General features: G+C 69.1%; 19 protein-coding genes. 12 read left to right on the forward strand and 7 right to left on the reverse strand.

The genetic code is table 11. The features are described from left to right. Positions 1 to 15 precede the first annotated feature (15 nt). Positions 16 to 969 carry an NAD(P)-dependent oxidoreductase gene (locus RIA68_05645; GenBank protein ID MEQ8316920.1) on the forward strand — a complete coding sequence of 318 codons (954 nt, stop codon included), beginning with the start codon at positions 16 to 18 and terminating at the stop codon, positions 967 to 969. A 10-nt stretch (positions 970 to 979) separates the two neighbouring features. On the opposite strand, the gene RIA68_05650 is transcribed toward RIA68_05645, so the two are convergent. After that, positions 980 to 1,387 (reverse strand): hypothetical protein, encoded by a 408-nt coding sequence (locus RIA68_05650; protein ID MEQ8316921.1) that lies wholly within the window; start codon positions 1,385 to 1,387, stop codon positions 980 to 982. Between the two features lie 178 nt (positions 1,388 to 1,565). Here RIA68_05650 and RIA68_05655 point away from each other — a divergent pair, with 178 nt between their 5' ends. Beyond that, positions 1,566 to 2,450, forward strand: coding sequence for a hypothetical protein (locus RIA68_05655; GenBank protein ID MEQ8316922.1), 885 nt, complete (start codon positions 1,566 to 1,568; stop codon positions 2,448 to 2,450). 39 nt (positions 2,451 to 2,489) lie between these two features. Then, complete coding sequence (locus RIA68_05660) at positions 2,490 to 3,029, forward strand: GNAT family N-acetyltransferase (GenBank protein ID MEQ8316923.1); 540 nt, start codon at positions 2,490 to 2,492, stop codon at positions 3,027 to 3,029. Positions 3,030 to 3,032: 3 nt separating this feature from the next. Here the strand turns inward: RIA68_05660 and RIA68_05665 are convergent, their stop codons facing one another. Both RIA68_05665 and RIA68_05670 read right to left on the reverse strand, forming a co-directional pair. Continuing rightward, positions 3,033 to 3,728, reverse strand: a complete 696-nt coding sequence (locus RIA68_05665) for a hypothetical protein (GenBank protein MEQ8316924.1) — start codon at positions 3,726 to 3,728, stop codon at positions 3,033 to 3,035. 38 nt (positions 3,729 to 3,766) lie between these two features. Continuing rightward, positions 3,767 to 5,236 (reverse strand): DEAD/DEAH box helicase, encoded by a 1,470-nt coding sequence (locus RIA68_05670; GenBank protein ID MEQ8316925.1) that lies wholly within the window; start codon positions 5,234 to 5,236, stop codon positions 3,767 to 3,769. A 294-nt stretch (positions 5,237 to 5,530) separates the two neighbouring features. Between RIA68_05670 and polA the strand changes: the two genes are divergently transcribed. Genes polA through prmC form a run of 3 tightly spaced genes read left to right on the forward strand, consistent with a single transcriptional unit; the run spans position 5,531 to position 9,953 of the window. Next, entirely contained in the window at positions 5,531 to 8,461 is a 2,931-nt protein-coding gene (gene polA, locus RIA68_05675) for a DNA polymerase I (protein MEQ8316926.1), read from the forward strand. Continuing rightward, positions 8,461 to 9,075, forward strand: a complete 615-nt coding sequence (locus RIA68_05680; protein ID MEQ8316927.1) for a GNAT family protein — start codon at positions 8,461 to 8,463, stop codon at positions 9,073 to 9,075. The genes polA and RIA68_05680 overlap by 1 nt, the downstream gene beginning before the upstream one ends. After that, positions 9,072 to 9,953: a peptide chain release factor N(5)-glutamine methyltransferase gene (prmC, locus tag RIA68_05685; GenBank protein MEQ8316928.1), complete on the forward strand. Its 882-nt coding sequence runs from the start codon at positions 9,072 to 9,074 to the stop codon at positions 9,951 to 9,953. The genes RIA68_05680 and prmC overlap by 4 nt, the downstream gene beginning before the upstream one ends. Before the next feature lie 47 nt (positions 9,954 to 10,000). On the opposite strand, the gene RIA68_05690 is transcribed toward prmC, so the two are convergent. Further along, positions 10,001 to 10,525, reverse strand: coding sequence for a hypothetical protein (locus RIA68_05690; GenBank protein MEQ8316929.1), 525 nt, complete (start codon positions 10,523 to 10,525; stop codon positions 10,001 to 10,003). A 180-nt stretch (positions 10,526 to 10,705) separates the two neighbouring features. Next, on the reverse strand, positions 10,706 to 12,631 hold the full coding sequence (locus tag RIA68_05695; GenBank protein MEQ8316930.1) for a M28 family peptidase: 1,926 nt from the start codon (positions 12,629 to 12,631) through the stop codon (positions 10,706 to 10,708). Between the two features lie 97 nt (positions 12,632 to 12,728). Here RIA68_05695 and RIA68_05700 point away from each other — a divergent pair, with 97 nt between their 5' ends. Continuing rightward, complete coding sequence (locus tag RIA68_05700; GenBank protein ID MEQ8316931.1) at positions 12,729 to 14,045, forward strand: hypothetical protein; 1,317 nt, start codon at positions 12,729 to 12,731, stop codon at positions 14,043 to 14,045. Here RIA68_05700 and RIA68_05705 read toward each other — a convergent pair. Further along, a complete protein-coding gene (locus tag RIA68_05705; GenBank protein MEQ8316932.1) occupies positions 14,042 to 14,608 on the reverse strand; it encodes a hypothetical protein in 567 nt (188 codons plus the stop codon). The genes RIA68_05700 and RIA68_05705 overlap by 4 nt on opposite strands. A 96-nt stretch (positions 14,609 to 14,704) precedes the next feature. Here RIA68_05705 and RIA68_05710 point away from each other — a divergent pair, with 96 nt between their 5' ends. The 4 genes from RIA68_05710 to RIA68_05725 are packed head-to-tail and all read left to right on the forward strand — an operon-like array spanning position 14,705 to position 18,906. Next, a complete protein-coding gene (locus tag RIA68_05710) occupies positions 14,705 to 15,391 on the forward strand; it encodes an ABC transporter ATP-binding protein (protein ID MEQ8316933.1) in 687 nt (228 codons plus the stop codon). Next, positions 15,388 to 16,560: a hypothetical protein gene (locus tag RIA68_05715; protein ID MEQ8316934.1), complete on the forward strand. Its 1,173-nt coding sequence runs from the start codon at positions 15,388 to 15,390 to the stop codon at positions 16,558 to 16,560. Before RIA68_05710 ends, RIA68_05715 begins: the two co-directional genes overlap by 4 nt. A 33-nt stretch (positions 16,561 to 16,593) precedes the next feature. Continuing rightward, on the forward strand, positions 16,594 to 17,664 hold the full coding sequence (locus tag RIA68_05720; protein MEQ8316935.1) for a metal ABC transporter substrate-binding protein: 1,071 nt from the start codon (positions 16,594 to 16,596) through the stop codon (positions 17,662 to 17,664). Between the two features lie 18 nt (positions 17,665 to 17,682). Further along, positions 17,683 to 18,906: a PQQ-dependent sugar dehydrogenase gene (locus RIA68_05725; GenBank protein ID MEQ8316936.1), complete on the forward strand. Its 1,224-nt coding sequence runs from the start codon at positions 17,683 to 17,685 to the stop codon at positions 18,904 to 18,906. Between the two features lie 23 nt (positions 18,907 to 18,929). On the opposite strand, the gene RIA68_05730 is transcribed toward RIA68_05725, so the two are convergent. Beyond that, positions 18,930 to 20,627: a cation:proton antiporter gene (locus RIA68_05730; GenBank protein MEQ8316937.1), complete on the reverse strand. Its 1,698-nt coding sequence runs from the start codon at positions 20,625 to 20,627 to the stop codon at positions 18,930 to 18,932. Between the two features lie 210 nt (positions 20,628 to 20,837). On the opposite strand from RIA68_05730, the gene RIA68_05735 reads away from it, so the two are divergent. Further along, complete coding sequence (locus RIA68_05735) at positions 20,838 to 22,472, forward strand: tetratricopeptide repeat protein (protein MEQ8316938.1); 1,635 nt, start codon at positions 20,838 to 20,840, stop codon at positions 22,470 to 22,472. Positions 22,473 to 23,014 lie beyond the last annotated feature (542 nt).

Genomic DNA, 23,014 nt, shown 5'->3' on the forward strand with positions numbered 1-23,014 from the left:
ATGATCGAATCTCACATGGACAAACGACAGCTTGTCATCCAGACCGAAACGCTCGACCCGGTCGCGCAGGCCTGGCTCCGCGAGCACGCCGACCTGCGCGTCTGCCCACACGACGACCCCGCGTTCTTCGAGATCTTGCCCGAAGCGCGCGGCCTGGTCGTTCGCACCTACACCCGCGTCGATCGGGACCTGCTCGATCGGGCGCCGGAGCTCAGGGTCGTGGGCCGGGCGGGCGTGGCGCTCGAGAACATCGACGTCCAGGCGTGTCGTGCACGCGGCATCGAGGTCGTGCACACCCCAGCGGCCAACACCCAGGCGGTGGTCGAGTTCGTGCTGTGCCTACTGCTGGACACGCTCCGACCGCGCGTCTTCCTCGAAGGTCCGCTCGAGGGCAAGGCCTGGCACGACGCCCGGAACGAGTTGCAGGGCGAGTGCCACCTGGCCGACCTCGACGTGGGCATCCTGGGCTTCGGCCGCATCGGCAGCCGCGTGGGCAAGGTGCTCACGGCGCTGGGTTGCCATGTTCGATACCACGACGTCGTGGACATACCAGCCGAGGCACGGCACGGGTGCGAGCCGGTCTCCCTCGAAGAGCTCCAGGCGACCTCGCAAGTGCTCTCGGTGCACATCGACTGGCGCGAAGGCAACCACCACTTCGTCAACGCCGGCTTTCTTCGCCGGCTGCGTCCGGACTGCATCCTGGTCAACACGAGCAGGGGACTCGCGATAGACCCATCCGCCCTTGCCGACTGGCTCGCGGCGAGTCCCAAGGCACGCGCCCTGCTCGACGTGCACGATCCGCACGAGCCGCTGGACGCCGGTTATCCGTTACTGGGCGTGCCCAACGCGCACCTGGCACCGCACATCGCGGCAGCGACCGCCCCGGCCAGGCTGAACATGAGCTGGGTCGTGCAAGACGTGGTGGCCGTGCTCGAGGGGCGCGAGCCGATGCATCGGGCGCCTGGCTGATGGAGCGCCGCTACTCCGCGCTCCACACCACGTTGCCCGCCTCGTCGTAGAACTTCGCCACGGGCTGGCCCGACCGCATGACGCCGAAGAACGCACGGCTGTTGCCGTTGTCGTCGGCGAAGCCGATACGCAGGGCTTCCTTGGTAAAGCCGAGCCACGCGCGGGTGTGGCCCTTGTCGTCGGCCAGCGTCATGCCCGGGCCCGAGTCGGACAGCGAGAGCTTCATGCGCACCGTGCCAGCGCCATCGTGGAAGATGAACGTCGGGCCATCGCGATCGGCGGTCAGCACCGCGCGCTCGGCGCCGGTCTCGTCGACCAGGCGGAGCGTGCGCGTCGAGACGCCCTCGTTCAGCTTCTCGGTGAGGGCGCGGACGTGGGATTCCAGCGCGGCGATGCGTTCTTCGGTCGAGTTGGGCATGCGATTGCTACCGTGTCTTGGGTGGCTCTCTCGGGTGGCTCGCGGCACGCGAACGTGCGGCTCGCTCCACGTCGTCTCTGGCGTACCGTACTCGGCCCAAGCCGCCGATTCTCGCGCACGACAACATCGGCTTCCTCAGCAGGCAGAGGCACCGACGAGAGAGAGAAGGAACCCGGGCATGGCATCCCCAACCAACGTCTTCGCCGCCGCTGCAACGCTCGCCCTGGCCGGCGCCTTGGCGCTGCCCATGCTTGGTCTGACGCGCGCGAACTCGGGCAGCCATGCGGCGCTGTTCAACGCCCGCTCGGTCGCCACCGGCATCGAGGCGATGGCCTTCGACGCCGGCGTGTACGCGCCGGCCTTCCGCACGGCCCCCGACGGCACGATCACGCACTACTCGGCCGTCATGCTCGCCGGCGGCTACGCAGACGCGGCCGACTTCACGAGCCCCCTCGCCCCGGGCGGCGGCGCGCCGACCGCCGGAGACCACGTCGCCCAGGTCGACCGGCTCGCCTTTAGCGTCAACGGCGCGATCATGCCGCCCGAGCCGCTGGCCTACTCGGGCACCGACCGCCACTACCGCCCCGTCCGGCACGCGGCCGCCGTGCCGCAGTCGGGATCGCGGCTGGTACGCAGGGACGAAGCGATCGATCCCGCCCGTACGCTGCTGGTCACCGAGTGGTTGGCGGACGACGGCTACGCCGCGCTCGCCCAGGGCCCCACCATCGTGAGCCATCGGCCCATCGTGCCCTTCGTGGGCGTCACCGCCGGCCGCAGCCCGGAGCGCGAGCCGACGTCGGGCACGACCGATTCGCCGTTCGCCTACCCGCAGGCCGACGACGTCTTCACCGACAACGCTCGCTTCAACGAGGTCCTGACCAGCCGCAGCCCGACCGAGATCAATGCCATGGGCCGCTCGCATGTGTCGGGGAAGGGGGGTGGCTCCGCCGCCGTGATCATGCTCGACGGCTCGGCCCGCCTGGCCACGCCCCGCCAGAGCGTCGAGCAGCGACTCTGGGGCGAGGCGTTCCACGCGATCACCGGCGGCCGCGGCGTGCGGTAAACCCGACCCCACCCCCACCATCCGGCCTATCCTGCCTGCGTGATCAGGGTCGAACGCATCACGCCTAAGAGCCCGCTCTACCCGAGCTCGGTCGCCCTGCGCGAAAGCGTCCTGCTCAACCCCATCGGCTTCGATCACGCGAAGTTCACCAATGAGTACCCCGGCGTCGACGACCGAGCCGAGCACTTCGTGGCGGTCATGGACCACCCGACCGGCAACAGGGTCGTGGGTTGCCTGCTGCTCCTGACCGACGAGGAGCCCAGTGCGGGCGGCCAGACACAGGCAAAGGTCATGCAGATGGCCGTCGACCCGCAACGGCAGGGCGAGGGTCTCGGCCGCCGCCTGGTCGTCGCCGCCGAGGCCCGGGCCTTCGGAGAGCTCGGCCTCGCCCGCCTCTACTGCCACGCCCAGGACCGCGCCATCGGCTTCTACGAGGCGCTGGGCTGGACTCCCGAGGGCGAGCCCTTCGAGGAAGCGGGCATCGGCCACCGCAAGATGGTCTTCGACGCCCCGCCCCAGCCGACCGGCGACGCCGCCGAGGCGCTCGAGGGAGACCCGCTGTATGGGGATGGGGTCTAGGGATCACGCGTCGGTCGTGCGCCCCAGCCCGCACTCGGGGCACACAGAGATGCCATCACCAAGCTCGTAGTTGCACGCCACGCACCGACCGCGAGCACGGCGGCGGCGTGTGCGAACGAGGCGCACGCCTACGAACGGAACGAGCACGAGGGCCATGTAGAACGCCACGTTGCCCGCCAGCCCGGGCCAGATCGGGCGCAGGGGGATGGCCCACGCGCGCGTATGGCCGTATCTCGATTGCGCAGTGCGGCGGATCAGGTTGTCCGATGGCCCCGGATAGCTCCACCACCCCACCGCCGCGCGGAACGGGAAGCCCGACCAGTACACGTCGAGCCAATCGCCCTCGTGCTTGGCCGCCTCGACGGCGGCACGTGGCACCACGTTCTCGGCGATGGGCTCGAACGATGGCGTGGCGCTGAACGAATCGAGGAACAGCGGAACCCACGCCAGGTACTCGTTGGGCGGGTCGAACATCGACGCGGGCTCTCGGACGAACCAGTACACGCCCATCGACTGCGTCGGCCCCGGCAGCCGATCGCCCACCCACTTCGACAGCGGGTCGCGCAGCCTGAGCTCGGCCACCAGCGTCCCATACGGCACGCTGGCCACCGCCAGCACCAAGCCAACGACAAGGCTCACCACCACCATCCGCCCGGTCACCAACCGGTGCCGATTCGCGTTGGATGCCCCGCCGGCCATCACGCAGACGGTACGGGCGCACTGTCGCGGATGGTCGGCTAGCGCCGCGTGCCCTCGGGCCGGCGACCGCCGCGGGCGTTCTTGGCGCTGCCGCGGTAGCCCTTGCTCGGGCCGCGACGCGGTCCGCCCGAGCGGCGAGCGCCGCCGGGACCCGCGTTGGGGTTGGGCCGGCGCCCGGGCTTCTTGGAGCGAGGTCCGCCGCCGTTGCCTCGACGGGTGTTGTTGCCGTTGTTGCTCGAGCGCGCCGGCCTCTCCGGCCGGCGGTAGGGCTCGGCCAGCCCGCCCAGGTCGGCTGGCAGCTCATCACCCGGGCCGATGTTCGCCTTCGTGCGGCGCTCGACGTGCGCGAGGTCGCCGACCTCGTCGGGCTGGCAGAAGGTGATGGCCACGCCCGAGGCGCCGGCCCGGGCAGTACGGCCCACGCGGTGCACGTAGGTCTCCGCGTCGGCGGGCATGTCGAAGTTGATCACGTGCGTGATGCCGCTGACGTCGATGCCGCGGCTGGCGACGTCGGTAGCGATCAGCACGCCGCGGCTGTCTTTCTTGAACGCCGTGAGCGCCCGGGTGCGCGCGTTCTGGGTCTTGTTGCCGTGGATGGCGTTGGCGTGGATGCCCGCGCGGTCGAGCTGCTTCACGAGCCGGTCGGCGCCGTGCTTGGTCTTGGTGAAGACCAGCGTGCGGCCGACCTTGGCGTTGCCGGCGTGGTCGCGGCCGAGCAGGGCTCGGAGCAGGTTGCCCTTGTTGGCCTTGTCGACGACGTAGGCCTGCTGGGCGATGCGCTCGACGGTGGTCGACTCGGGCGTGGTCTCCAGGTGCACGGGATCCTTCAAGAGGCCATTGGCCAGTTCCTTGATGGCCTTGCTGGCGGTGGCGCTGAAGAGCAGAGTCTGCCGGGCGTCGGGCGTGAGGGCGGCGATGCGGCGCATGTCGGGCAGGAAGCCCATGTCGAGCATGCGGTCGGCCTCGTCGAGCACGAGCACTTCGATCGAGCCCAGGTCGACCAGCCCCTGCTGGTGCAGGTCCATCAGGCGGCCCGGCGTCGCGATGAGCACGTCGATGCCCGTCTTGAGGGCCTTTTCCTGGCGGAATTGGCTGACCCCGCCATACACCGCGGCGTGCCGCAGCGGCACGTTGCGGCCATAGGCGACGAACGAGTCGAAGATCTGCACGGCCAGCTCACGCGTGGGGCACAGCACCAGGGCGCGCGGGGCGCGACCGTACTTGCCACGTCCCTTCCCACCGCGATGCCCGGCCTCGAAGAGGTCGTGCAGGATGGGCAGCGCGAACGCAGCCGTCTTGCCCGTGCCCGTCTGGGCGGTGCCGAAGACGTCGCGGCCCTCGAGCACCGCCGGGATGGCCAGCGCCTGGATGGGGCTGGGCGTCTCGTACCCGCGCTTGGAGAGCACCCGGGCGATGGGGTCGGCCAGGCCGAGGGCGTCGAAGGTCGGCGTGTCGGCGGCTTGAGACTCGGTGTTCTGGGCTTCGGAGGGGACGGGGGAATCGATCACGGAACTGTTGGACAAATGCGCTGCTTTCGGCCCAATGCGGGCATCGCGGCATGCGGGCATCGCATGCCTGGGGAATCGATTGATCAAATGGCCCCATCGCGGGTGCGACGCTGAGAAAAGGCCAACTGACTCGTACCGAAGTTGGATCCCGGCGGTCAGGCCATGCCCAGAGCTTCGGGTGCGGTCGTCGGTCCGTTTGCGTCGGAAGCGTCCGCTGAGGCGAGAGTATAGGCCAACCGACAGCCCTCCCCGAGCATTCTCGTCGCCGCTGGCGGCCCGATAGCATCGCGGGCCATGGCCAAAAGCAGCTTCAAGACGCTCTATCTCGTGGACGGCTACGCCCAGTTCTTCCGGGCCTACCACGCCATCCGTACACCCATGACCAGCCCGGTCACCAAGGAACCCACCAACCTCACCTTCGGCTTCGTCGGCATGCTGCTCAAGCTCCTCCGCGGGGCCGCGGGCGGAGCAAAGCTCGTGGGCGAGCGGCCCGACTACCTGGCCGTCGCCATCGACGTCTCGGGCGACACCGAAACCGTGCGCAGCGAGATCGACAAGCAGTACAAAGCCAACCGCCCCCCGCCGCCCGAGGACCTGCCAGAGCAGGTCCAGCGGTGCATCTCGATCCTCGAAGCTATCGGCGTGCCCGTTCTCGGGGCCGAGCGGTACGAGGCCGACGACGTGATCGCCACGCTCGCCAAGCAGTTGGAGAGCGAGGCCAACATCCGCGTGGTCAGCAAGGACAAGGACCTCAAGCAGCTCCTGCATCCCGCCAACGACGGCACGCGGGCTGCCTTCGAGCTCTACGACGTCCACAACGACGAATTGATCACCGCCCAAGGTCTCATGGACGAGTTCAACGTGACGCCCCAGCAGTGGCGCGACGTGCTGGCACTGGCGGGCGACACCGTCGACAACATCCCCGGCGTCGAGGGCGTGGGCCCCAAGACCGCCGCCAAGCTCATCGCCGAGTGGGGCACGCTCGAAAATCTGCTCGAGAACGCCGACAAGATCAAGGGCAAGCGGGGCGAGCGCATCCGTGAGGCCGACGGCATCCTGGATCGCAGCAAGAGGCTCGTCTCGCTCATCGACGACGTCGACGTCGACTTCGACCTCGGGCGCGCCGCCTTCGACCGCCTCGACCCGGCCGCCCTCATGCCCATCCTCAAGGAGCTGGGCTTCAACCGATACCAGGACGAGCTCAAGCAGCTCCTGGGCGAAGACGCCGAGGCCGCGGCGGAGATCGAGCCCAAGCCGCCGACCGCCAGGACGGCCTCGAAGGCGTCGAAGGCCGACGCCGGGCAGGGCGGGCTGTTCGACGCCAAGAGCGACGACGCCCCCGACGCGGCCGACGGTGAATACGAAGTCGTCACGACCAAGGTCGAACTCAACAAGCTATCGAGTGCCCTGAAGAAGGCCAAGCTCGTCGCGATCGACACCGAGACCACGTCGCTGCGGCCCATGCTGGCCGACCTCTGCGGCCTGAGCTTCTCGACCGAGGCGGGCAAGGCCTGGTACGTGCCCGTGCGCTCGCCCGAGCCCGACGCCCACCTCAACGAGGCGACGGTGCTTGAGGCGCTCACGCCCATCCTCGAAGACGCCACGATGGCCAAGACCGGGCACAACCTGAAGTACGACCTGCTCGTGCTCCGGCGGGCGGGCGTCGAGCTCGCCGGCGTTGCGTTCGACACCATGGTGGGCAGCTACCTCATCGATGCCTCGCGCTCCTCGCACAGCATGGACGCGCTCTCGCTCGCGCTGCTCGGCCGCGAGAACATCTCGATCAAGACCCTCATCGGCACGGGCAAGAAGCAGAAGCGCTTCGACGAGGTCCCGCTCGACCAGGCGGCGCCCTACGCCGCCGAGGACGCCGACGTCTCGCTCCAGCTCCACGGCATCTTGGCCCCGCAGATCAAGGAAATGAACCTTGATGACCTCAACCACGACGTCGAGGTCCCGCTCATCGACGTCTTGGCCGAGCTCGAATGGAACGGCATCCGCGTCGACCCCAAGGAATTGGAGAAGCAGGAAGCGCGACTGAGCGACCGCATCGCCGAGCTGAAGGACCAGATCCAGGACGAGGCGATGGCCACCTGCGGGCGTACGTTCGAGCCCGATTCACCGAAGCAGCTCGCCGGCATCCTCTTCAACAAGCCCGACGCGGCCGACCCGGGCCTGGGCATCAAGCCGCTCAAGCGCGGCAAGACCGGCCCCTCGACCGACGCCGAGGTGCTCGAGAAGCTCGCCCAGGACACGACGATCGAGAGCCCGCTGCCGCAGCTCATCCTCGAGTACCGCCAGCTCACGAAGCTCGTGAACACCTACCTCGTGAGCCTGCGCGAGGAGATCAACCCCGACACGAAGCGCATCCACGCGAGCTTCAACCAGACCGTCGCCGCCACGGGTCGCCTGAGCTCGAGCGATCCGAACCTCCAGAACATCCCCATCCGCACCGAGATCGGCCGGGAGATCCGAAAGGCCTTCGTCGCGCCGCGTGGCCGCGTGCTCATCGCGGGCGACTACTCGCAGATCGAGCTGCGGATCCTCGCGCACCTGTCGAAGGACCCAGCCCTCATCGCCGCCTTCGAGGCGGGCGAGGACATCCACCGCGCCGTCGCGGCCCAGATCCACGGCGTGGAGCCCAAGGACGTCACGCGCGAGCAGCGCGACGGCGCCAAGATGGTCAACTTCGGCATCATCTACGGCGTCACCGCCTACGGCCTGGGACGGCGCTTGGGCATCGGCAACACCGAGGCCGGCGAAATCATCGAAGGCTACAAGAAGAAGTTCGCCGGCATCACGACCTTCCTCGAGGAGTGCATCGACCAGGCCCGCAGCCAGGGCTACGTCGAGACGATGCTCAAGCGCCGCCGCCCCATCACCGAGATCGACGCCAAAAACCCTTCAAGACGCTCCCTGGCCGAACGCATGGCCATCAACTCGGTCGTCCAGGGCTCGGCGGCCGACCTCATCAAGCTGGCGATGGTCGACCTGCACGCGCGACTCAGCCCCCACGCCGCACACCGGCGCGACGGTAAGAAGCCCGAGGTCGAGGGCGTGCTCATGCTGCTGCAGATCCACGACGAGCTCGTCTTCGAGGCCGACAAGAAGACGGCCGACGAGGCCAAGCAGCTCATCGTCGATCGCATGCAGAGCGCCATGGACCTCCGCGTGCCGCTGGTGGTCGAGGCGAGCGTGGCCAGCAACTGGTACGAGGGGAAGTGATGGACACGCCCCCACCCTGGACGCGGCCGCGGCCCTGGCCGCTGCCGATCGAGACCGAGCGGCTCGTGCTCCGCCACTCGACGCACGACGACGTGCCGGCCATCTTCGAGGCGGTCGATAACAACCGCGCCAAGCTGTTGCCGTGGATGGAGTGGGCGGAGCGCGAGAACATGACGGTCGCCCAGACCCACTACACCATCGAGAAGTTCATCCGCGAGGCCGAGCAGGACCTGCCGAGCGACCTGCTCATCTTGGTCTGTGATCGCAGCGACGAATCGCCCGTCGGTGGAACCGGCATGCACAGCTTCCGCCCCGACACGCACCAGGCCGAGATCGGCTATTGGGTCCTGCCAGGTCGCCAGCGGGCGGGCATCTGCACCGAGGCCGTCGCCGCTCTCACCGAGGTCGGCTTCCGCCCGCAGGATCGGAGCGGATTCGGCCTCCGCCGGCTCGAGATCGTCTGCTCGGCCGACAACCCGGCGTCGGCGCGCGTCGCCGAGAAAGCCGGCTACAAGCTCGAGGCAACGCTCCGCGCCCACCGCTGGGTGAGGGGCTTCGGCTGGAGCGATACGCTGGTATTCGGCGCCCTCGCCGATACATGGACCAAGCCATGACCACCGCCGCAAAGGAAGCCTGGACCACGCGCAAGCTGCTCGACTGGCTGCGCGGCGCTCTGAAAGACAAGGGCATCGACGACGCCCGCCTGTGCGCCGAGCTGCTCGTGGCCCACGTCATAGGCTGCCAGCGGCTGCGGCTCTACATGGAGGCAGACCGGCCCGCCACGCCCGACGAGCTCACGCGGCTGCGCGATCTCGCCAAGCGCGCCCTGAACCACGAACCCGTCCAATACCTCGTGGGCGAGGCCAGCTTCTACGGCATCTCGCTCAAGGCCGACAAGCGGGCACTCATCCCCAGGCCCGAGACGCAGACCCTCGTCGACGAGGCCGTCGCTGTGATCAAGGCCATCGAGGGACGTGCGCCGCTGGTCGCCGATGTCTGCACCGGTAGCGGCTGCGTCGCCATCGCGATCGCCAGCCAGGCTTCCACCGCAACCGTGCATGCGTGCGACATCGACGCCGAAGCACTGGCCCTCGCACACGAGAACTTCGAACGCACGAACCTCACCGATTGCATTTCCGTGTTCGAAGGCGACCTGCTCGCCGCCCTGCCAGACGGCGAGCCCTACGACGCCATCGTTGCCAACCCGCCCTACATCCCCGACGACGAGTGGGATGCGGTCGCGCCCAACGTCAAGGGCCACGAGCCGACGCACGCCCTCCGCGGCGGCGCCGACGGGCTCGACCTCGTCCGTCCGCTCGTCGCCCGGGCCGCCGATCGCCTGCGGACCGGCGGCCTACTCGCGATCGAGGTCGCCGCGGCCCGCGCCGACGAGGCGCTCGCGCTGCTTACGACCGATGACCGCTACGGCGAGTGCCGGATCGTGCGTGACTTCGCCGGACGGCCGCGGGTCATCGCCGCCCTCACCAAATGACAAGGCCCGCGGCGAGGCGGGCCAAGCTCACGTTCGGCGACGAGCCATCAGCGGCGACGACGACGAACGGCCACGAACACGAGACCAGCCGCAGCCAGCGCGCCCCCGCCCGGGAGCGGTACCGCGACTTCGAAGGTGCCCTCGCCGGGCTGGATGCCTCCGGGTCGATCCACGGTCGTGATCGTCGGCCGAGAGAGCAAATCCGGCAGCAGGCTGCCCGGACGATCGACGGTCGTCAGGATGGTGGACGAATTGCCCGGACCCTCGCCGAATGCTCCCGGATCGATGGTCAGCCGGGTGCCATCATCGGGGGCGAAGGGGCTCGGCCCCGCCATCGTGAACAAGAGCGAGGAGTCGGTCGGCCGTTCAGTGGTCGCGGTGCGTGCGAAGCCGGACGTCGGGGCGACCGCTGAAGGACCAGCCACGTCGAGGACGTACCGAACGAACCAGTCCTGCGAACCGGTCGCGTCGAATCGATCGTGCGTCGACGGAAGGGCCAAAGGATCGGCAAGAGCGGCGGGCGCGATCACGCCGGTCGCGGCCGCGACGATAACTGACGAACGGAGTTGCATCTTTGTTTCTCCCACTTATTCAAGACGCGTGCTCAAGACGCGTGCGTGCGGTTGCATTCCACGACGAGAATACAACAAATCCGGGTCGCTTTGACCCGGATGAAGTGGGTTTTATGGGTTGTCGGGAAAGTCGCTAGGACGCAAGGGTTTCAACGTGAGAGACGTCTCACGCAGACTGCCTTAGCGACCAGCGAGCGTGATCTCCAGCGTGACCTCTTCTTCACCCCGCTTTACGCCCACGTTCACGGTGTCGTCGGCGCTGTGCCGCGCCAGCAACTGGCGCCACGCGTCGGCGTCGGTCAGCTTCTGGCCATCCCAGCGAATGAGACGATCACCCGCCCGCAGACCGGCCCGCGCCGCCGGCGAGCCTTCCGAGATCTCGGCCAGCACGACGCCGTCGCCCTCGGCGTCGCTGTCGACGACGACGCCCACGTACACGCTGACCGCCGGGCGGTTCGCCTCCGCGGCTTCGCGCTGCTGACGCTGCTCTTCGGGGCTGACGAAGCGGAACCGCTCGGGCCGCACGGCCACGTCGGCCACGATGTTCTCGTAGAGGTGCACCGTCTTGACGGCGCCGACGCGATTGATCTTCCAGACCGTGTCGGCCGGCGTGTGGTAGTCCGCGTGGAAGTCGGCGATGATCGAGAACAGCACCGGAATACCCGCGCGGTAGAACGGCGTGTGGTCGCTCGCCCCGCTCATGGTCTCGGGCACCACGATCTCCAGCCCGCTATCCGCAAAGTACGGCTCGATGAACTCGCTCATGCCCTCGCCCGTGAACCCGCCGGCCATCAGCAGGCGGTCGTTGCTCACGCGGCCGATCATGTCCCAGTTGCACATCAGTACGTGGTCCTCGGCCGGCACGATCGGGTTGCGGGTGTAGTAGAACGACCCGTTCAGCCCGCTCTCCTCTGCGTCGAAGCCCACGATCAGGATCGAACGGCGCGGGCGGTCGTCGCCTTCGAGCCGCTTGCCCAGGCGGTCGGCCAGCAGCAGCAGCGCCGCCGTGCCCGAGGCGTTGTCGTCGGCGCCCGGGTGCAGTTCGCCCGGCCCGGAGCGCGAGCCGAAGTAGCCCATGCCCAGGTGGTCGAGGTGCGCGCCCACGACGATCCACTCGTCGGCCAGGTCGCCCACGCCCTGCAGCACGCCGCCGACGTTCTCGGCCATCAGGGCCTTGCGCTCGGCCATGCCATCGAGCTGCATCTCGAAGCCAAGTTCCTTCGCCGACGCGTCCTCGTCGGCGTGGCGACGAAGCTCGAGCATGGTCATGTCGCTACCCATGGCCTGCATCATGCGGTCGCCCGCGGTGTGCGAGAGCATCATCACGGGAACGTCGGCCTGCGCACCACCCTGGAAGCGAGCCAAGCGCTCGGCGCGGTTGTCCGACGCGCCGGGCGGGTTGATGATCACGATGCCAGCCGGCCCGCGCTCGGCAACATTGCCGACCTTGTTGCGGAACGCCGCACGTCCGCTCCAGCCACGCCGCCCCTCGTTCCACCGGCTGTTGCCGTCCTCGTCCATGGGCTCGAAGCGGAAGAGCACCGCGATCTTGCCCTCGAGCGACTCGATCCCATCGAAGTTGTTGTAGCCGTCGGGGCCATCTTCCATGCCGTAGCCGACGAACACGGCCTCGCCCGACACGGTGCCGTTCTGGCCCATGCCGGTCAGCATGAAGTCCTCTTCGGCTTCGAGTTCGATGCGCTTGCCGCCCATCGAGGCCGACATCGACTCGCGCTCGACCGTCCACGTGCCCGACAGCGGGAAGGGCTGGCGGTAGCTCGAGAAGGCGTTGCCGTCGGCATCCTCGAAGGCCGGCGTCAGGCCAGACTCGCGGAGGTAGTACTCGATGTAGTCCTTGGCCCGCTCGGCACCCTCGGAGCCGGGCACGCGACCCTGCATGTACGGGCTCGCCAGCGACGAGATGTGCACGTCGAACGTGCGCACGTCCTCGGGCATCTGCGAGAGCACGTCGGCGATCGGCGAGCCTTCGATGCTCTGGACGCTGCCGTGATCGTCGTGCCCATCACGGTCGGTCAGTCCCCACGCCGAACAGGCGGCGGCCAGGGCGAGGAGAACGGCGGGGGTTCGGAGGGTCTTCGTCTGCATGGGTCGGGTTCCTTTCGCCCAAGGGAGATGCGCGGGGGATCCCGCCACGTCAGGGCTCGCTAGGAGCAATATAGAGGACCTGACGTACCATCGTTGCGTGCGGATACCCCTGAAAATCGCGTTCCCAGCCCTGTTCTGCTGCCTCTGGGGGTCCGTGGCCGCCGCCGTGCATCCCCAGGACGGACCGCACGCCGACCTCCGCCTGGCCATCGGCGGCGAGGGCGTGACCTTCCAGGTCGGCCTCAACCTCGCCTTCATGGACGAGGCGGTCGGCCAGTCCCGGGAATCGATCGACCAGATCGACCCCGTCGAGGCGGAGGCGCTCGAGCAGGCCATGCGGGCCTTCATGGCCTCGGACGTCGTCGTCGAGATCGACGGCCGGATCATCCAGCCCGACGTTCAGTCGTACGAGTTCTTCGACGAGCCCGAGCCCTGGATGATCGGCGTGTTCCCCAAGTACGGCGCCCGCGCCCTCATCCGCTGCGCCATCACCGCGCGCTACGACGCCACAGACCCGCAGGTCGTCAAGGTCACCTGGCCGACCTACCCGCGGGACCTCGTCGCCGTCGAGCTCGAGGGCATGACCGGCCCCGACGGCCAGGCGCCATTCATGGTGCTCGAAGCCCTGGTCCAGACCTCCGACGGCACCGTCGACATCGCGCAGTTCAGCACGGCCAAGCCCACCATCGAGTGGTACGCCGACCAGTCGGGCGATGCCCGCTACGCCGCCATCCCACCGACGCCCATCGCCAGCGAGCCCCTCCGGCTCTCGCTGCTCGGACCCATCCTCTTCCTCGTGGGCTTGCAGGCGGCCGTCATCGTGATCCGCAAGAAGAAAGCGCTCGCGGGCGCAGCGATCCTCGTCGCTGCCGTCGCGTCGGGCATCGCCGCGGCCATCGTGATGCCGCTGCTGGCCGTCCCCATCCCCGGCACCGGCGGCGGGCCCGCGCTGCCCAGCGACGAGCAGGCCGCTGCCATCTTCGAGCCACTGCACGACAACCTCTATAAGGCCTTTGATTATGGCAGCGAGGGCGAGATCTACGACGCGCTGGAGCGCTCGGTCAGCGGCCCGCTGCTCGAGAGCCTGTACACCCAGGTCTACAACTCGCTGGTGCAGGCCGAGCAAGGCGGCATGCTGGGCATCGTCACTGGCGTCGATCCGATCGACCTGAGCGTCCGATCCATCGCCACCGACGACGAGGGCCGCGCGCGCATCGAAGCCCGCCACCGCTGGAGCGTCGAGGGCACGGTCTACCACTGGGGCCACAGCCACACCCGCGTGCACGAATACGAGGCCGACTACACCATCGCCGCCCTGGACCAGGGCTGGCGGATCGTGGGCCAGCGGATGCTCGAGCAGCGACGCGTCGACGAAGACGGCGTGATCGACACGCCCGAGCGCGACGCGTTCTAGCGACGCCGGCGGCCGAGCAACACACCCGACCCGATCACGAGCGCACCCGCCGGAGCCGGTACGACGCGGATGGTGGCCTCACCCGCAACCAGATCGCCAAGCCGAGACTCGCCGAAGACGCTGTCGCGTGAGGGGTACACGTCGAAGCGCGAGGTCAGGGTCGAGAGGCGAACATCCAGCGGCAACACGTCGGAGGGTGCGGTGTACGTTGCACTCCAGAACGCGATGGGGTTGGTGCCCATCGTGCCACACGGCGGACAATTGAGCTGGCCGGCGAGGATGCCCTCGATGCCCGTGGCGGCCGCGCTGCCGGGCTGGGTGCCGGGGCCGTTCATGGGCTCGACCAGTCGCCAGTCGCTCAGGCCACGGGCGCCTTGCGAGCTCACGAAGTCGGTCTCGACGAAGGCCATCGCCCATTCGCTTGGATCGTGGCCGGCCCACAGCGTGATCGTGGTGCTCTCGCTCGGCATGAGCACCGGCTGATCGACTTCGATCGTGATGGCCGGCTGCCCCACCGCTCGGCTTGCAAGTGCGATGACGACTCCGAGAACCAGCATCCGCATCGCGTACCTCCCACGAACAGGCCACTCAACCCCCAGACCGGTTCGCCTGGCGCCGAGGCCGGTTCCGCCAACCCAGACGAGAGCCTATCACTACCCGTGTCCGCCCCGCTGCTGCGAGCAACGAACCTGAGCCACGCCTTCGACCAAGCCGAGGGCCCGTTGTTCGAGTTGCCGGGCTTCGAGGTCGCCGCCGGCCGGCACGCCGCGGTCGTCGGCCCCAGCGGCTGCGGCAAGACCACGCTGTTGCGCTTGCTCACGGGCATCCTCTCTCCGACCGCCGGCACGATCGAACTCGACGGACACCGGCTCGACCAACGAAGCGAAGCCCGCCGCCGCGCCCTCCGCATCGCCACCGTCGGCTTCGTCTTCCAGCGCTTCGCGCTGCTGGACTACTGCACGGCCCTCGAGAACATCCTGCTCCCGCTCCGCCTGCATGGCTCGGTCGCGCTCGATGGCAATGCCCGCGACCGCGCGCGCGAGCTCGCCGAGCGCACCGGCATCGCACACACGCTCAAGCGCCGGCCCGATCGCCTCAGCCAGGGCGAGCAGCAGCGCGTCGCCATCTGCCGGGCGCTCATCACGAACCCGAAGCTGATTGCCTGCGACGAACCGACTGGCAACCTCGACCCCGCACGAGCCGCATCGATCATGGACCTGATCCTGGAACAAGCCGAGCACACGGGCGCGACGGTGCTACTGGTCACCCACGATCACCTCCTACTGCCACGCTTCGAGCACGTGCTCGACATGGGCAAGCTCGCGCACGAGGCTGCCGTCACATGAGGCTCCTGCCGCTCATCTGGTGGCACGCCTGGCGGCACCGCGGCCGGTCGGCCCTGCTGGTCGGGTGCGTGGCCATCGCTCTGCTCGTCCCGCTGCTCAGCCGATCGCTCGCCGCGCGGTTCGAGGCCACCCAGCGTGAGCGCGCCGAGATGGCTCCCTTGGTCGTCGGCGCTAAGGGCGGCCGCTTCGACCTCGTCCTCGCCTCGCTCTACTTCCGCCCTGCACCGCTCGACCCGCTGGAACACCGCCACTTCGATCGACTCTCGCAGGATCCGCTAGCGACGGCCGTCCCCATCCATGCACGATTCACGGCCGCCGGCGACCCGATCGTCGCGACCGACGTCGGCTATTTCCAGCGCCCGGCTGTGCCGCTACCGCTCGCCGATGGCCGCATCTTTGCGCGCATGGGAGAGGCGGTCGTCGGCGCGAACGTCGCCGCGCGGCACGGCCTTGCCCCCGGCTCTTCGATCTTCAGCGACGTTGCCGAGGCGTACGACATCACCAAGCCGCCCTCGCTCAAGCTCAACGTCGTCGGCGTGCTCGCTCCCACCGGCACGAGCGACGACGAGGCCCTGTTCGTCGACCTCGAGACCGCGTGGCTGCTCGAAGGCTTCGCCCACGGCCACGATGACGCCGAGCAGATCGATCGCCCAGACCTCGTGATCGCCCGCGATCAGGACCGCGTCGCGCTGAGCGAGGCCCTGCGGACCTACCAGGAAGTCACCGAGGAGAACGCCGCCAGCTTCCACGTCCACGGCTCACGCGACGCCTTCCCGCTCACGGCGGTGCTTCTCTACCCCGTCGATGCGCGCGCCAAGACCATCTTGAGCGCCCGGCTCAACGCCCGCGACGATCTCCAGGCCATCGAGCCGAGTCAGGTCGTCGACGAGCTCATCGCCTTCGTCGTGCGCCTGCGGCTGGTCTTCGACGCCATCTCCGTGGTGCTGGCCGCCAGCACCGCGGCGCTCATCGCCCTCATTGCCGTGCTTGGCTACCGCCTGCGGGCCGACGAGCTGCGCACCCTGGCCGACATGGGCGCCTCGCGCGCGACCGCGGCGGTGCTGGTGGGCGGCGAGCTCCTGGCCCTCGTACTGCTCGGTATTGGTCTGGCCGGTTCGCTTGCCTGGCTGGCGATCCTGCTGGTAAGCCGTGCATCGGCATTCGTATAGTCTGCGAACCGGCACGAGAAGGAGAGCCTCCCCATGCGCACGCCCATCGTCCTCGCGTCCACGATCCTGATCTCGCTCGCGGGCACGGCCCTGACCGGCTGCCAGGAAGAGCAGTCTCCGGCCGGTGGCCAGTCCGCATCGATCACCGATGAAGTCGCCACCACCTTCTATCCGACCACGTACTTCGCCGAGCGCATCAGCGGCGATCTCGTCGCCGTGCGGAGCGGGCTGCCAGAGGGCGAAGACCCGATCTTCTGGCAGCCCGACGCGGCCACGCTGAGCAACTATCAGAACGCGAAGCTCGTCATCACGAACGGGGCCGATTTCGAAAAGTGGGTCGCCGGCGCCGCCCTGCCGCGCGGCCGGACCGTCGAGAGCCTGAGCGACGCCGACCTCGACGCCACCGGTGGTCCCATCACGATGGAGACCACCACGCACAGCCACGGCCCGAGCGGCGAGCACACGCACGAGGGGCTCGACGGCCACACCTGGGTCAGCCCCGACATCGCCATCGTGCAGGCGACCAACATCGCCGAGGCCATGAAGACCGCCTGGCCGCAGCACGCCGAGGCGTTCGACGCCAACCTCGCGTCGCTGGTCGAAGACCTCGAGATGCTCCGCGTCTCGCTGGACGACCTCACGCCCCTCGTCGGCGAGCACCGCCTGCTCGCCAGCCACCCCGCGTACAACTACCTCGCCCGTGACTTGGGCTGGGACGTGCACAACCTCGACCTCGACCCCGAGAGCGACGACGTGCAGGCGATCGTCGATGCCGTGCACGATGCGTTGCATCACCACGAGGACCACGCGCACGATCACGAGCATGGCGAGGATCACGGCCACGACCATTCGCACGAAGAGGGCCGCGCACATGACGAGGGCGACGGCGACCAAGACCACGACCACGAGCACTCGCACGGCGACGAGCCCGTAATCCTGCTCTGGGAGGGCGAGCCGACCGGGGCCATCCGCGCCGCGATCGCCGACGAACTGGGCGTCACGAGCGTGCTCTTCACCCCGGCCGAAGGCCAGCCCGAGTCCGGGGACTACATGGACGCCATGCGGGCCAACCTCGATCGGCTCCGCGAAGCGCTCGGCGGCTGAGGGCCCGTACCCTCCGGCATGCTGCGAACCGCCACGCTTGCCGCCCTCGCCCCATTCGCCTTAACGCTCCCGGCCTGCGGCCAACGGGCCGAGTTGCCGACCTCGGGCCCCTCGCCGATCTATTCGAACAGCGAGGAAGACAGCCCCAAGGCCACCGGCTATCGCACGGAGACCGTGATCGAGGGGCTGGGCCGCCCCTGGTCCGTCGCGTGGCTGCCCGATGGCGGCGTGCTCATCACCGAGCGCGGCGGGCGCGTGGTGCTGGCCGAGCCCGATGGCGATGGCGGCTTCGAAGCCCCCGTCCCGCTCGGGGGCGCCCCCGAGTCTTCCCGCCTGGGCCAGGGCGGCATGATGGACGTGTCGCTGCATCCCGCGTTCGAAGGCAACGCCCTGGTCTACTTCACCCACGCCACCGGCGACGGCCGGGCCAACCGCACCGCGCTCTCGCGGGCGCGCCTCGTGCGCGGCGAGGCAGTGGTGCGATTCGAGGACACCGAAGAGCTGTTCCGCGTCACGCCCGACAAGCCTGGCGGCCAGCACTTCGGCTCGCGCCTGGTCTGGCTGCCCGACGGCACGCTGCTCATGTCCGTCGGCGACGGCGGCAACCCGCCCACCCGCGTCGGCGGACGGCTCGCCCGCGACAACCCGCAGTTCCTCGACAACGCGTGGGGCAAGGTGCTGCGCCTCAACGACGACGGCACCGCGCCCGACGACAACCCGTTCAGTGATCGCGAGGACGTCGGCCGCTTCGTCTACAGCTACGGACACCGCAACATCCAGGGCATGGACATCGAGCCGCAGAGCGGCCGTGTTTGGGCAACGGAGCATGGGGCGCTTGGTGGGGACGAGCTCAACCTCATCGAGCCGGGCAAGAACTACGGCTGGCCCAAGGCGACCTACAGCATCCACTACAACGGCGACGAAATCAGCGATGAGGTCAGCCTCGATGGCATGGTCGACCCCGCGTGCGTCTGGACGCCGGTGCTCGCCGCCTGCGGCCTTGCCTTCTACACGGGCGACCAATTCCCCCAGTGGCAGGGCGACCTCTTCGCCGGCGGGCTCGTCAGCCGCCAGGTCCGCCGCGTGATGCTCGATGGCGAGGGCGATGGCATCACGGTTGAGGCCAACGAGACCCTCCCCTTTGGCGCCCGCGTCCGCGACGTGCGGCAGGGACCGGATGGCTATCTCTACGTCCTGACCGACGAGCGCAATGGCAAGCTAGTCCGGATCGTACCGGAGTAGCCCGCCCGGCCACCGGCGCCGCGTCAGTCCGAGGGTGCGAGCCGGCGGCGCAGGTCGGCGGCCAGCCGCTCGCCGGTGAGGGTCTCCTCGTCGACCAGGTCGTGGGCGCCGCTCTCGCGGATCTCCTGGACGTAGCGGTGGTAGCGCGCCCGGGCGATGACGTGCGCATCGGGCGCCGCCACCCGCACCAGGCGGACGATCCGCGCGGCCATCGCCGGATCGGGGATCGTCACCACCACCGTGTCGGCCGTCCTGACGCCCGCGTGGTGCAGCACGTCCTCGTGCGTCGCGTCGCCCACGTGGCCGACCAGCCCCATCGCCTGGGCAGTCTTGATCGCCTTCACGTTGAGGTCGAGCACGACCACCTCGCGGTCGTGGCCGGCCAGCATCCGCCCCACCGCCTGGCCCGCCGGACCGAAGCCGACCACGACGATCCGACCCGCCGCCGCGTGCGCGGGCGTGCCCACCGGCGGGGCAGGCGCCGAGACCAGCCGGGCGCGGCGAAGGCCCGCGATGATCCGCGGGGCCAGCCAGGGGGCCGTCGAGACCAGGTAGGGCGTCAGGAACAGCGAGATGATGGTGGCCGAGACCAGCAGCCGCAGGGCGTCGTCGTCGATGAGGCTGCCGTGGGCCGACATCGCCAGGATGAACGAGAACTCGCCCACCTGGGCCAGGCACAGGCCGGTCATCAGCGCGCTCTCGTGGGCCTGGCCCAGCAGGCGCAGGATCGCCCACACGACCAGCGCCTTGCCCACGACGATCGCCGCCAGCACGCCCAGCACCAGCCCCACGTTGCCCAGCAGCCACGCCGGATCGCCCAGCATGCCGATGGACCCGAAGAACAGCGTGACCAGCAGCGTCTGCAGCGAGGCGATGTCGGCCCGCACCTGCGTGGCGAAGGGCGAGGCGGCCAGCAGCATGCCCGCGACGAAGGCCCCCAGCGCCGGCGACAGCCCGAACTCGTGCGACGCCCACGCCGCGCCGAGCCCCACCACCACGGCGATCAGGATCGGCAGGTCGCGGCTGTGCCGCAGGGCCTCCAGCCGCAGCAGCCACGGCATCGCGTACCGCAGCAGCACGAACAGCAGCGCGACGAGCACCGCCGCCCCGCCCAGCACGCGGGCCAGGGCCCAGCCGGCCTCGGCCAGCCCGGCCCCGCTCTCGCCCGCGCCATTCCCCGCGCCACCCCCCACACCACCCCCCTCGCCCGCCAGCAGCGCCACGAGCAGCACCAGCGGCACGACGGCCGCGTCCTGCACTAGCAGGATGCCCAGCGCGTGCCGCCCGTGGTTCGATTCGATCTCGGCCCGGGCCACCAAGAGCCGCAGCACGCAGGCCGTGCTGCTCAGGGCGATGATCGCCCCCAGCGCCCACGCCGTGCGCGCCGGCACGCCCAGCAGCAGGCACGCCCCGGCCACGAGCGACACGGTCACCCCCACCTGCAGGAACCCGCCGCCGATGGCCACCCGCCCCAGCCCGACCAACCGCCGCCAGGAGAATTCGAGGCCGATGGTGAAGAGCAACAGCGCGATGCCCAGCTCGGCGAGCAGCTCGACCTGCTCGCCCGAGCCGACGATCCCCAGCACGTTGGGCCCCACCAGCGTGCCGGCCGCCAGGTAGCCGATGATCGGGCTCTGCTTCAGGCACGCGCACACGATCCCGAGTGCCGTCGCGGTCGACAGCAGGAGCAGGACGTCGAGCAGCACCGACCAGGATCCCATGGCGGGCAGTCTATCGGTGCCCCGAGGCTGACCCCAGCAGCCCGCGTCCGCGACGTGCGGCAGGGGCCCGACGGGTTCCTGCACGTACTGACCGACGAGCGCATCGGCAAGCTGATCCGGATCGTGCCGGAGTAAGAAGCGCGGAACGCTGACGGGCCAGCAAAGGTCAATTCCCTGGGCGCTCCTGCCCGGCCGCTACACTGCACCTCCGTGTCCGGAGCCACCACCATACGGAGTCCGCTCGGCCGCTTCGTTGGCGGGGCGTGCGCCATGGGCGGCAGCGCCGCGGCCGGCCTGACGACCTCGGCCATGGTTGCGGGTGCCGTGACCCCACCCGTTGGCGTTGCAATCCTTGGGACGCTCGCACTCTTTGCGGGCGGCGCGGCGGTTTACCAGGGTGCCAAAGCGAAGCAGGCCGACAAGACCACCGACGAGATCCTCCAACGCCTGACGAAGCTCACCCATGAGCACCGATCGCTGTCGCGGGCGCTGGCTCTGCTGCCCGAGGACATCGGCGGTGGCTCGAAGGAAATCGCCGAACGCATCCGCACGCTGCGCACCGCCTTCGCCGATGACGACCCGGCGGTCGTGGCGGATCGCGTGCAAGGCGTGCCCGACCTGGCCGCCTTCCTCGAGGCACAGACGGAAGAGCGCGAGGCGATGGACGACCAGTTCCGCCAGGGCCTGAGCGTGCTAATCGACGAGGCCATCGCGCAGGGCCGCTTCCGGGCCGAGGCCATCGCGGCGCTAACGGGGCTAGATGCCAAGCTGGACGCGGTGCAAGGCGGCATCAGCGAGGTTCGGCGGACGCAACTGACCGACAGCAAGAACATCGCGCGCATCCGCGAACTTCTCGAGCAACCCCACCTCACTGATGAGCAACTCAAGGACCAACTCCGTGCCGAGATCGAGGCCGAATACGCCGACAAGCTCGCCCAGGAGCGCGACGCGCGCGAGGTCGCCGAGCGCGCAGCAGAGGCGGTGATGGACGTGCGGCACGTTGAAGGCATCGAGACCGCCCTGCGCGAGCACGGCGGCCAAGCCATCGTCGACGCGCTGCTCGCCCTGCCCACGCCGACGGAGGAGACAAGGGTCAGCATCCATCGGAAGGTGGCCGAGTGGGCCTATCTGATCGGCAATATCGAGCAGGCCGAACGATCAATCGGGGTGCTGCTAGCCATAGATTCCGAAGACCTTGACGCCATCAACCGCCTGGGTCTCGTTCAGTTGCATCTCGGCCGGTTCGACGACGCGGAGGCGGGATTCCAGAAGGTGTTGGATCTTGCGAGCGACGACATTGGTTGGCAAGCAGTCGCGGCCGGAAACATCGGTATGGTGCGTCTCGAACGATGGGATTTCACAAGATTGGATTTCATTGGTGCCTTGGACGGGCTCCTAATGGCCTTGCAACTTAATGAGCGCATTGGTTCGGTGAGCGGTACCGCCAAGGCATACGGCAACTTGGCGTTGGTCCATCAAAGACTTGACGATTTGCCAAAGGCTCAGGTTATGTTGCGCAAGGCCTTGGCCCTGTTTAAGAAGAAAAGTCTTGAGCAGGAAGTGGCCAGGACGTATGCAAACCTCGGTGCCGTGTTGAAGGCTCGCGGTAAGCCTCGGGCCGCAAGGGTAGTCCTTTGCAAAGCCGCGAATACCGCCCAAGCGATTAGCAACACGGCGGTCCTGGCCGGCGCCTACGCCAATCTGGGGGCGTTGTTCGAGGAGGCGGGAGACTTCGCCGAGGCCCGGCGCCTGTGGACCCTCGCCCGAGACCTGTACGCCCAGATTGGGGCCGGGCCGAATATGGAGCGGGTCAAGGGCTGGCTGGACGGGCTGCCGCTGGACTGAGCCCGCCATCGCGGGGCGTGCGCCAGGGCCGCCCCACCCGCCCGGCGTCCGACCCAACACGTGCGGCGCGCGGCGGATCGCCTGTTGGGTGTCGCCCCGCACGTGCGTGGCGGAAGGGACCACGTGCGGGGCGGGGCCCAACAGGTGCTGGGCGGCACGCCGCACGTGCGGGGCCGCATCCAACACGTGCGGCGCGGCACGGAACACGTGTTGGGCGGCACCCAACGCGTGCGGCGCGGCATCCAACACGTGCTGGGCGACGCGCCGCACGGCGTTATCCGGGCGTTGCGGGGCCCGCGCAGCCACTCACCCGGCCCGCACCGCATCCACCGCCACCGGTCCCGGCAATCCCGGAAACCGCCCCCGCGGGCCCGCCAAGCGGGTTTCCGCGGGCGATCGGGGGCGTGGAGTTGGTCGCAGCGCCCCGGTGGATGGCCCGGCGGAGCGCGGAGGCGTTTGGTTTCTGGCTGAGCTGTGCGGCGCGGGAGATCGCAGGGGGTTATGCGAACCACCGCCCGCCTCGCAACTGTTACGCTTGCTCG

Source organism: Phycisphaerales bacterium (genome assembly GCA_040217175.1).
GTDB lineage: Bacteria > Planctomycetota > Phycisphaerae > Phycisphaerales > UBA1924 > JAHCJI01.